Below are 9,986 nucleotides of genomic sequence, written 5' to 3'. Positions count from 1 at the left end.
TGTCGGGGCTGTTGGTCGCCGACTTCTCCCGGGTGCTGGCCGGCCCGTACGCGACGATGCTGCTGGCGGACCTCGGCGCCGAGGTGATCAAGGTCGAGGGCCCGCAGGGCGACGAGACACGCACCTGGATGCCGCCGGTCCGGGATGAGGTGTCCACCTACTATCTGGGCGTCAACCGGGGTAAGCGTTCGATCGCCCTGGACCTGCGGGACTCCGCGGATGCCGAGGTGGCCCGCGAGCTCGCCCATCGCGCCGACGTGGTGATCGAGAACTTCAAGCCGGGCGGGCTGGCCAGGTACGGCCTGGACTTCGAGTCGGTGCGCACGGCCAACCCCGGGGTCGTCTACGCCTCGATCAGTGGCTTCGGCTCCGGCGCGGGCAAGAAGGTGCCCGGGTACGACCTGATGGTGCAGGCGATCTCGGGACTGATGAGCCTGACCGGGGACCCGGACGGGCCGCCTTACCGGGCCGGGATCTCGGTGTTCGACGTGATGGCCGGCAACCACGCCACCATCGGCATCCTGGCCGCGCTGCGGCACCGGGACGCGACGGGCGAAGGCCAGCACGTCGAGGTCAACCTGCTGTCCTCGGCGCTGACCGGGCTGGTCAACCACAGCTCGGCCTACGTCGCCGGCGGGGTGGTGCCCTACCGGATGGGCAACGCGCACCCGAGCGTGTTCCCCTACGAGCCGTTGCCGACCGCGGACAACGACCTGATCGTCGCCGCGGCGAACGACGGCCAGTTCCGGAAGCTGTGCGAGGTCCTCGGCATCCCCGACGTCGCCGACGACCCGCGCTTCGCCCGCAACGCCGACCGCACGGCGAACCGTGAAGAGCTGCACCCGATCCTGACCGAGCAACTCGCGAAGCGCGGCGCCGTCGAGTGGTTCGACCTGCTCGTCGAGGCCGGGGTGCCCAGTGGCCCGATCAACACCATCGACGGCGGGTTCGCGATGGCCGAGCGCTTCGAGCTCGACCCGATCGTCGAGGTGGGCGAGGGCGAGCGCGCGGTGCCGACCACCCGGCACCCGATCCGGTTCTCGGCCACCCCGGTCGCCTACCGGCTGCCACCGCCGGAACTCGACGAGCACGGCGTGGAGCTGCGCAAGTGGCTGACCACCCCGCAGGAGGACGGCCGTGGCTGAACAGATCGACCGCCCCGAGTACCCGACAGCGCTCGGTGCCTCGGACCTCAAGACGATCACCTTGCTCGGCCATGACCTCGCCGAGGACGTGATGGGCACCGTCGGGTTCGGCGAGCTGGCGTTCTGGCTGGCCACCCAGCGACGCCCGGCGCCAGGAGAGGTGCGCGTCTTCGAGGCGGTGCTCGCCGCGCTCGCCGACCACGGCTTCACCCCGACCGCGATCGTCACGCGGCTGACCTACCTGTCAGCGCCGGACTCGATCCAGGGGGCGTTGGCCGCCGGGCTGCTCGGCGGGGGATCGCGGTTCCTCGGGGTCACCGAGGACAGCGGACGGTTCCTGCACGACGTGCTCTCCTCCGTCGACGGCGAACTGCCGTGCGACGACGGGGGCTGGGACGCCCTCGCGCTGGCGACGGTGAAGGCGCAGCGGGAGGCGAGGAGGTTCGTCCCCGGGCTGGGCCACCACGTGCACAAGGAGGGCGACCCCCGCACCCCCCGGCTGATGCAGATCGCCACCGAGGAGGGCCTGTTCGGGCCGCACCTGTCGCTGTTCGCCGCGATCGGCCGCGTGCACCCACAGGTGCTGGGCAAGACCCTGCCGCTCAACGGCGCCGGGGTGTGCGGGGCCGCGCTGGCCGACCTCGGCCTGCCGCTGGAGTTGCTGCGCGGGTTCGCGCTGCTCGCCCGCACTGCCGGTCTGATCGGGCAGCTCGCCGAGGAGCTGCGCCGGCCGGTGGGCAACGAGATCTTCCTGTCGGTGGACCTGAACAACCGGTCCGTCGCTCCGGAGCCGTACACCGATGGAGGTCCGCGTGGCTGAACTGGTCGCGGTGATCGCGTCCACCCACCATCCCTTCTACCACCGGGCGAGCACGTCGACCGGGGAGGACCGGCCGCCGTTCGCCGACGAGTGGGTGCGCAAGGTGGAGGCGTTCCGGGAGACGCTGACGCGCGCCCGGCCGGACGTGCTGGTGATGGTCGGATCCGACCACTTCCATCAACTGTGGCTGGACAACATGCCGCAGTTCCTGGTGGGCAAGGCTCCGTTCTACGACGCGAACTTCTACAACGAGGAGCGCGAGTTCGGGCTGCCGAGGTTGTTGCTCAAAGGCCAGGAGAACCTCTCGGCGTACGTGCTTCGCGAGGGCCTGGACGCCGGGTTCGACCTGGCGTTCTCCAACGAGCTGCGGATCGATCACTCGATCACGTGCCCGATCATCACGTTGCGCCCGCAGAACGACCTGCCGATCGTGCCGATCTACACCAACATCTTCGCCCCGCCGCTGCCGCAGCCCAAGCGGTTCGTCCAGTTGGGACGGACGATCCGGCAGCTGATCGAGTCCTGGCCGGCGGACGAGCGGGTCGCGGTGATCGGCACCGGGCACCTGTCGCTGGAGCTGGGCGGGCCGCGACAGTTCGGCCCGCACGGCCCGGACCCGCAGTTCGACCAGAAGGCGGTCGAGTGGATCTCCTCCGGGGACATCGAGGGCTGCCTGGCCGAGGTGACCCTGGACAGCCTGCACGCCCCGGGCAACGCCACCCACGGGTTCATGGACTTCATGCTCATGATGGGCGTGGCCGGCGAGGGGCAGAAGGCCGACTACGTCGACACCTACGACCTGTTCCACACCATGGAGGCCTACTTCACCTGGTATCCGAACGGCGGTGCGCGGTGAGCACGTACCTGCTGAACAAGTTCCTGTTCACCGTCGACCGCGATCCGGAGCTGGTCGAGCGCTATCGGGAGGACCCGACCGGCACCGTCGCGTGGTGGGAGACCGAGCAGGCCAACCGCATCCTCAATTGCCACGACGGTGAATCGAGCACCTGGCTGCGCTTCGACGACCGCGAGCGGGCCGCGCTCGCCGGGCACGACTACCCGGCGCTGTTCGAGCTCGGCGCGCACCCGTTCCTGACTCTGACCCTGTTCATCGCGATGTTCGAGCGGGACTACGACGAGCCGCTCGGATTCCAGAAGGAATACGCGCAGCGGCTCTCGCACTTCTCGCTGCCCTACCCCGACATCGCCACCTGACCATGCGGGCCGCCGTGATCGAAGAGCCCGGTCGACCGCCCACAGTGGCCGACCGGGAACCGCCCGGTACCGCAGCGGAACAGGTTCTGGTCAAGGTGACCGCTGCGCCGATCACCCCGCTGGACGTGCTGTGCGCGACCGGGACGTCCTACTTCGGCGTCCCGCGGACGCCGTACGTGCCCGGCGTACAGGGGGTCGGTACAGCGGCCGGCCGGCCGGTCTGGTTCCCCACCACGGCCGGAATGCAGCCCGGTGACGGCAGCATGGCCGCCCTCGCCGCGGTCCCGCAGGGCGACCTCGTCGTGCTGCCCGACGGCGCCGACCCGGTGCTCGTCGCGGCACTGGGGCTGTCGGCCGTCGCCGCGCACATGGCTCTGACCTGGCGTGGCGAGCTCACCGCCGGTGAGCAGGTACTCGTGCTCGGCGCCGGCGGGGTGGTCGGCCAGGCCGCGATCCAGCTCGCACGCGTCGCCGGCGCCCGCCGGGTGATCGCCGGCGCGCGGTCGGCCGCCGCCCAGGACCGGGCGAAGCAGGCTGGTGCCGATGCCGTCGTCGCCCTCGACACCGACGACGTCAGCGAGTTGGCCACCCGGTTCGAGGCGGCCTCCGATGGCCCCGTGGACCTGGTGCTCGACCCGCTGTTCGGCGCGCCGGCGGCCGCCGCGGCCCGGGCGCTGCGCCCGAGCGGGCGCCTGGTCAACCTGGGCAGCTCCGCCGCGGAGACCTGCCCGATCGACTCCTCCACGCTGCGCAGCCGGTCGCTGCGGCTGCTCGGCTACACCAACAACGAGCTCACCCGCGAGCAGCGCGGCGCCGCCCTCACCACCGTCGCCGAGCACGCCGCCCGTGGCGCGCTCACCGTCGCCCACGAGATCGTGCCGCTCGACGACGTCGCCGCGGCCTGGCAGCGCCAGGTCTGCGGAGCCGCAGCCGGACGGATCGTGCTGACCCCCTGACCGCCCACCGAGGAGCCCTCGTGCCATCGTCGCCAACGCTGCCGACGTCCCTGGTCGGCAGCTACGCCCAGCCCGAATGGCTGATCGACCGCACCAAGCTCGCCGGCCGGTTCCCGCCCCGGGTGCGGGCCAAGGAGCTGTGGCGCGTCGCCCCCGAGTACCTCGCCCAGGCCCAGGACGACGCCACCCTGCTCGCGATCCGGGCCCAGGAGGACGCGGGGCTCGACATCATCACCGACGGCGAGATCCGCCGGGAGAGCTACTCCAACCACTTCGCCACCGCCCTCGACGGCGTCGACATCGACAATCCGGGTACCGCCCTGGACCGCAGCGGCCACCCCAACCCGGTGCCCCGCATCACCGGTCCCATCCGCCGCCCGCACCCGATCGAGGTCGACGACGTGCGGTTCCTGCGCCGCCACACCGACCGGACGATCAAGATGACCGTGCCGGGGCCGTTCACCATGAGCCAGCAGGCGCAGAACGACCACTACCCCGATGCCGAGGCCGCCGCGACGGACTACGCGGCCGCGGTCAACGCCGAGATCCGCGACCTGTTCGCCGCCGGCGCCGACATCGTGCAGATCGACGAGCCCTACATGCAGGCCCGCCCCGACGCCGCCCGCGCCTACGGCCTGGCCGCTCTCAACGCCGCGCTCGATGGCGTCACCGGGACCACCGCGGTGCACATCTGCTTCGGCTACGCCGCGATCATCCACGAACGACCCGAGGGCTACTCGTTCCTGCCCGAGCTGGCCGGTTGTCCGGTCGACCAGATCTCCATCGAGACCGCCCAGTCCGGCCTCGACCTCGGCGTCCTCGCCGACCTGTCGGACAAGACGATCATCCTCGGGGTCATCGACCTGTCCACCCCCGAGGTGGAGACACCGGAACTGGTGGCCGAACGCACCCGCCGGGCGTTCGACCGGATCCCGCCCGAGCAGATCGTCATCGCCACCGACTGCGGGATGAAGTATCTGCCCCGGGCCAGCGCCGAGGGCAAGATGCGAGCCATGGCGGATGCAGCGCGCCTGCTGCGTGGGGAGCTGTCCGCGGCCTGATGCCGACGGGCCGCGGTGCCGCGAGCGTCGACCTCGTCCATTCCGTCTGACGACGAGCGACGCAGCTGTCCTCCCCGGGGAGTTCGCTACCGGTTGTGGCCTTGCTGTCACAACGCCACCACGTTCCGCTTGACCTTGTCCCGCGCCATCGCGTGCCGCATGGCGCGGTTGAGCAGCGAGTGCATGAGTCGGAGTGTGCGGGTGCGGACTGCGCGGGATTTCGCGAGCAACCCGCCGCTCCCGGGTCGAGATCGGCAAGGACGGTCGGGGTCTGCAGAGCGCTACCGAAGCGCGTTCTGGGAACGACTCGGCATTTTCGCGGGCGGTCCGCTGACGGGTTCTCGAGGTACCGGCCCGAGCGCGGCCCGTCCTCGGCTGCCGTCAGGGAGACCTGGCTGGCGTAGAACAACAGGGCGACCTGAACGGCTGCCGCGACCATCGTGAGCAGGGCACCCCCGAGCAGCGCCATCTCCACGACGGTCGCGCCTGCCACGAACTCGCCGTGCCGAACGCGGATAGCCGTGAGGGGTCAGCCGCTGGGCGCTGCGGGGACGAGGTGTTCGGTGAACCAGGCGGAAGCAGCCGCCGCGGCTGCCGCGAGCGTGCCGGGTTCTTCGAACAGGTGGGTGGCGCTGGGGATGACGGCGATCCGGCTCTCACCGCGCATCAAGGCCTCCGCCCGTCGGTTGCGTTCGAGCACCCGCGTGTCCTGCTCGCCGACGATCAGCAGCGTCGGTGCGCGCACCTCGCCCAGCCGCGGCCCAGCCAGGTCCGGCCGTCCGCCGCGGGACACGACCGCCGCGATGTCCGCGTCCGCCGCTGCGGCGGCCCACAGCGCTGCCCCGGCACCCGTGCTCGCGCCGAAGTACTCCACGGGCAGCCCAGCGCACCCCGGTCGGCGCCGCACCCAGCCGGTCACCTCAGTGAGCCTGCCGCCCAGCAGCTCGATGTCGAAGACGTTGGCCTGGCGCGGCTCCTCCTGCGGGGTCAGCAGGTCGAACAGCAGCGTCGCCAGGCCGGCCTGCTGCAGGACCCCGGCCACGTACCTGTTGCGCGGGCTGTGCCGGCTGCTGCCGCTGCCATGCGCGAACACCACGACGCCGACGGCCCCCTCCGGAACGGTGAGGCGCCCCTTGAGCCGAACCGCCCCCACGGGGATCTCGACCTCGTCATCGCTTCGCGGCTCGTCATCACCGGCCGCGCCCACCGCAGGTGACTCCTTGCGCTCCGCACGCCGCAACAAGTCCATGACCTTCTCGTCGGAGACCGAACGGAAGTCGGCATAGAACTGGGCCACGAGTCCCCTTGGACCACCGATCTCCAGACACACCAACTGGTCGACCTCGTTGCGCAGCTCGGCGGCGGACTGGGGAGAGCAGACCGGCCCAGCCAGCACCACCCGAGCTGCGCCCTGCGCCCTGGCGACCTGACACGCCGCCCGAGCGGTCGCACCGGTCGAGATCCCGTCGTCGATCAGCACGACCGTCCGACCGGCCAACGGCAGTCGCGGCCGATCGTGCCGAAACCGATGGGTCCGCCGATCGACCTCGGCTCGCTCCTGCCGCTCGATCTCCGCAAGCTCCGCGCCGCTCACATTCTCCCGCCGGATGATCGGCTCGTTGAGCACCAGCACATCGCCCTCGCCGACCGCACCCATCGCGAGTGCACCGCGCCTGGGTCGATCGGGCCGGACCGGTACCGCCAGCTTGCGCACGACGATCACATCCAGCGGGGCATCGAGCGCGCTGGCCACCTCGAACGCGACCGGCACCCCACCCCTTGGCAGGGCCAGCACAACCACGTCCTCGCCCCGCAGATGACGCAGCCTGCCGGCCAGCCGACGCCTCGCATCCACACGATCGATGAATGGCATAACACCTCCCTGGAGACTTCCCTGGAGGCGGCGAGTGTTCGGTGCCGACCATGTCCACGCTAGGGGCATTAGCCCGGCGCTTTCACGGGCGGTGGCGGCGCACGAATGCGGTGCACGACCCCGCCACGATCGTGCTCGACCGTACGGTGACCCTCGGACTGGGTGGGGACTGCCTGGCCGACATCGCGCTGCTGCGCGCCGAGCCCGGCGTCTACGGCCCGGTCGCGTGGGCTCCGACGGTGTCCCGCACCCTCGACCGGCTCGCCGAGCGCGCCACCGCGGCGCTGCGCGCCATCGCCGCCGCGGCGCTGCGCGCCATCGCCGCCGCCCGGGCCGTCGCCCGTTCTCGGGCGTGGGCAGGGGCCGGGCAGCACAGCCCGGACCACGGCGTGAGCGCGGACCGCCGCTGGTCATCGACGTGGACGCCACCCTGGTGACCGCGCACAGCGAGAAGGAGGGCGCCGCCCCGACGTTCAGACGCGGAGTCGGCCATCACCCGCTGTGGACCGTCGTTGACCACGGCCCGGGCGGCAGCGGGGAACCGTTGTCGGTGCTGCTGCGCCCGGGCAACGCCGGCAGCACCACCGCCGCCGATCACCTCACCGTGCTGCGTGAGGCGCTGCGCAGCTGCCCGGGCACCGGCCGACCGGCTCCCGGCCGGATCCGGCTTGCGCACGGGCGCCGCACATCGGCTCGGCAGGAGACGGAACCGGCGGGCTCGGGTGCGGCTCAGCCGTCGCGCAGGCGATACTCGCCGCCGTGTCCGGCCACTTCGTGAAGGTCGTACTGGTGCACGATCTTCGGCCCGTCGTGCAGGTGCACGTGGCAGACGGTGGCGGGAGCGACGCCGGCAGATCGGATCTGCACACGCCCGTCGAGCGGTCCGCCGACGAACCAGTAGACGTCGCGGCCGTCGTCGAGCTCGGTACCGGGGAAGGGGCGGTCCGCGATCGTCCGGGGCGCGGCCTCGTCGGCGGATCCGGTCATGTGGGCCGCCCGGACTGCAGAAGCTCGAGCATGTCGGGAAGTTCGAAGACGGCCGCCGTGGCCAGCGCTGACGGGTGGCCCTGTGCCGGGTCGGCGCCCGCGTCGAGCAGTGCCGTGACCGACTCCGCGGAGCGGCGGAACGTCGCGGCGGCCAGGGCGGTCTGCCCGCGGTCGTTGGTGCGCGCGTGGTCGGCGCCGCGGGCCAACAGCGCTGACACCGTGGCCGGGTGTCCGTGGTAGGCCGCGAGGATCAGCAGGGTGTCGCCCTTGGCGTTGGTCAGGTCGACCGGTAGCCCGGCGTCGATATACACCGCGAGCTCCCCCGTGCTGCCCTCACGTGCGAGATCGAACATCCGGTGCGCGAACGCCAGGGTCTTGTCGTCCAGCTCGCCCGGCGCTGCACCGGGGCCCGTCCCATTCGGTTGCACGCCGTCCACGGTACGGCGACTCGTGGTCGGGCACAGGTCCGTCGTGCGTCCGGCCCGGCGCCGGAACGCCCGCGGCTCACCCGGGGCACGTCGTTCACCGGTTCACCGGCGGGTCAAGGCCTTGGCGCCACACGCATCACAGTCATCCCCGCACGACCGGCGACGTGCACCACGGGCTCGGCGAGACACAGCCACACCAGCGCACCGAGCTGCGAACCTGTTCGGCCCGGGCCGGTCCGACGACGCGGCGGGTCACGTCGCTCGTCGCGGACGCGCGCAACCGCCGGTTCCGGACCGGGGCCGGCGTGACCGCCGCGACATCGAGGCTGATGGGTTCTCGATGACGCCTCGGCCGAGTGCGGACGCACCGTGCGGAGGCCTGCGGTGCAACCGTCATACGACCGACAGCGTCGGCCCGCGCAGCGGCACTGCCTGGTCGACGCGCGGCGCGTGCGTCCTGGCCCTGGGCGCGCCAGCGGGAGGTGCCGAGGACGGCGCCGACCCAGCTCCGGACGTCATCCAGGTGCGGCCGGACGGCCGTCCGAGACCGACGTACGGATCGATCTGGAGACGGATGGTCGTCCCGTCGGACCGGGCGGACCAGCCGCGCGAGGTCGGGCCGGCCAGTCTCGGCAAGCCGGTGGTACAGACGCTGAGCGCGCACGACTCGAGCCGGTGCCACCCGGTCCCGCCGGGACGGAATGGTGAGCACGACCGGGTTGTTGGACGGTACGAGGAACAGCGGGACGGCAACGGCCGGGCAGGAAGCCCGAGATCGAACCGCCCCGACTGCCCGATCGTGACCGGCCTCACCCCCTCAGGGCCCGGTGTGCCGGAATGGCAACCGTGACCGGGGCGTTGTGATGGCTGGTTCGAGTCCTCCCGGGGCGGAAAGGCTCTGGCCGTGGTCTCCGCAGGTATCGCCATCGGCGCTGCCACGCGGAACCGGGCCAGGAAACCTCGCTCCAGGGGTAACCGATGACACATCGGCGCTTTGCTGGTGAGTCAGCACGACAACCCTACGGAGTTGCCGGTGGCCGGCTCGGCTCGTCGGATGGCGGTTGATCGTCTGCCGCTGTACCGAGAGCCGGTGCACAGGCGGGATTTCGCCCGAAGTCCCGTCGCCGCGACATCGGCGCGGTTTGCGAACCGTTCCGTTGACCTGAGGACCATGCCCGTTCCGGCACCGTTTCTCGCAGGTCAGCGGGCGTATAGGGGGGCCGATTTGACGCGGCGCTGAGGCAACGCGTAACTTGGTTCCTGTCAGCGAGACAGCCGGACAGAACGGGCCCTGAGGGTTCGGTCAACAGGCCCGCTGGCGGCCCCCGTCGGACCCTGCCGATCCGCTTGGATCGGGTGGTGTACGGTGGGGCCGGTACGGAACACGGCCCCGGATCCCGCTTGGTGGTGGGTGAGGGTGTGCGGGTGTCTTTTGAGAACTCAACAGTGTGTCGAGCTTGTTTATGAATTGGTTTTTGTGCCAGTTTGTTTGACGCGCCAT

General features: G+C 71.3%; 10 protein-coding genes and 2 pseudogenes. 7 read left to right on the top strand and 5 right to left on the bottom strand.

Annotation, left to right across the window (positions count from 1 at the left end; all coding sequences use genetic code 11):
* The 6 genes from HF519_RS27575 to HF519_RS27550 form a co-directional block, all read left to right on the top strand.
* A partial coding sequence (locus HF519_RS27575; protein WP_169415911.1) for a CaiB/BaiF CoA transferase family protein occupies positions 1 to 1,145 on the top strand: 1,145 nt, incomplete at its 5' end.
* Entirely contained in the window at positions 1,138 to 1,965 is an 828-nt protein-coding gene (locus HF519_RS27570; RefSeq protein ID WP_438826452.1) for a citryl-CoA lyase, read from the top strand. The genes HF519_RS27575 and HF519_RS27570, both read left to right, overlap by 8 nt.
* On the top strand, positions 1,958 to 2,821 hold the full coding sequence (locus HF519_RS27565) for a DODA-type extradiol aromatic ring-opening family dioxygenase (RefSeq protein ID WP_169415910.1): 864 nt from the start codon (positions 1,958 to 1,960) through the stop codon (positions 2,819 to 2,821). The genes HF519_RS27570 and HF519_RS27565 overlap by 8 nt, the downstream gene beginning before the upstream one ends.
* On the top strand, positions 2,818 to 3,180 hold the full coding sequence (locus HF519_RS27560; protein WP_169415909.1) for a hypothetical protein: 363 nt from the start codon (positions 2,818 to 2,820) through the stop codon (positions 3,178 to 3,180). Before HF519_RS27565 ends, HF519_RS27560 begins: the two co-directional genes overlap by 4 nt.
* Before the next feature lie 95 nt (positions 3,181 to 3,275).
* Positions 3,276 to 4,136 (top strand): quinone oxidoreductase family protein, encoded by an 861-nt coding sequence (locus HF519_RS27555; protein WP_312860392.1) that lies wholly within the window; start codon positions 3,276 to 3,278, stop codon positions 4,134 to 4,136.
* A gap of 20 nt (positions 4,137 to 4,156) precedes the next feature.
* Positions 4,157 to 5,197, top strand: a complete 1,041-nt coding sequence (locus HF519_RS27550) for a uroporphyrinogen decarboxylase family protein (RefSeq protein ID WP_169415907.1) — start codon at positions 4,157 to 4,159, stop codon at positions 5,195 to 5,197.
* Between the two features lie 107 nt (positions 5,198 to 5,304).
* On the opposite strand, the gene HF519_RS32610 is transcribed toward HF519_RS27550, so the two are convergent.
* The 3 genes and pseudogenes from HF519_RS32610 to HF519_RS27540 form a co-directional block, all read right to left on the bottom strand.
* On the bottom strand, positions 5,305 to 5,427 hold the full coding sequence (locus tag HF519_RS32610; RefSeq protein ID WP_281358663.1) for a hypothetical protein: 123 nt from the start codon (positions 5,425 to 5,427) through the stop codon (positions 5,305 to 5,307).
* Positions 5,428 to 5,573: 146 nt separating this feature from the next.
* A pseudogene (locus HF519_RS33410) lies at positions 5,574 to 5,672 on the bottom strand (hypothetical protein); the annotation flags it as partial.
* A gap of 54 nt (positions 5,673 to 5,726) precedes the next feature.
* Positions 5,727 to 7,070, bottom strand: a complete 1,344-nt coding sequence (locus tag HF519_RS27540; protein WP_169415906.1) for a phosphoribosyltransferase family protein — start codon at positions 7,068 to 7,070, stop codon at positions 5,727 to 5,729.
* A gap of 92 nt (positions 7,071 to 7,162) precedes the next feature.
* Here HF519_RS27540 and HF519_RS31950 point away from each other — a divergent pair.
* Positions 7,163 to 7,704, top strand: a pseudogene (locus HF519_RS31950) (transposase); the annotation flags it as partial.
* 95 nt (positions 7,705 to 7,799) lie between these two features.
* On the opposite strand, the gene HF519_RS27525 reads toward HF519_RS31950, so the two are convergent.
* Together HF519_RS27525 and HF519_RS27520 are read right to left on the bottom strand one after the other, a co-directional pair.
* Positions 7,800 to 8,057 carry a DUF8847 domain-containing protein gene (locus tag HF519_RS27525; RefSeq protein WP_211170675.1) on the bottom strand — a complete coding sequence of 86 codons (258 nt, stop codon included), beginning with the start codon at positions 8,055 to 8,057 and terminating at the stop codon, positions 7,800 to 7,802.
* A complete protein-coding gene (locus tag HF519_RS27520) occupies positions 8,054 to 8,485 on the bottom strand; it encodes an ankyrin repeat domain-containing protein (RefSeq protein ID WP_438826451.1) in 432 nt (143 codons plus the stop codon). The genes HF519_RS27525 and HF519_RS27520 overlap by 4 nt, the downstream gene beginning before the upstream one ends.
* Between the last annotated feature and the right edge of the window lie 1,501 nt (positions 8,486 to 9,986).

Source organism: Pseudonocardia bannensis (assembly GCF_012911875.1).
GTDB lineage: Bacteria > Actinomycetota > Actinomycetes > Mycobacteriales > Pseudonocardiaceae > Pseudonocardia > Pseudonocardia bannensis.
Note: the sequence above shows the minus strand (reverse complement) of the source record. Positions and strands in the feature narration are given on the sequence as shown.

Coding starts and splice junctions, on each gene's coding strand:
- HF519_RS27540 (WP_169415906.1), bottom strand. CDS start 7,070: ATGCCATTCATCGATCGTGTGGATGCGAGGCGTCGGCTGGCCGGCAGG.
- HF519_RS27525 (WP_211170675.1), bottom strand. CDS start 8,057: ATGACCGGATCCGCCGACGAGGCCGCGCCCCGGACGATCGCGGACCGC.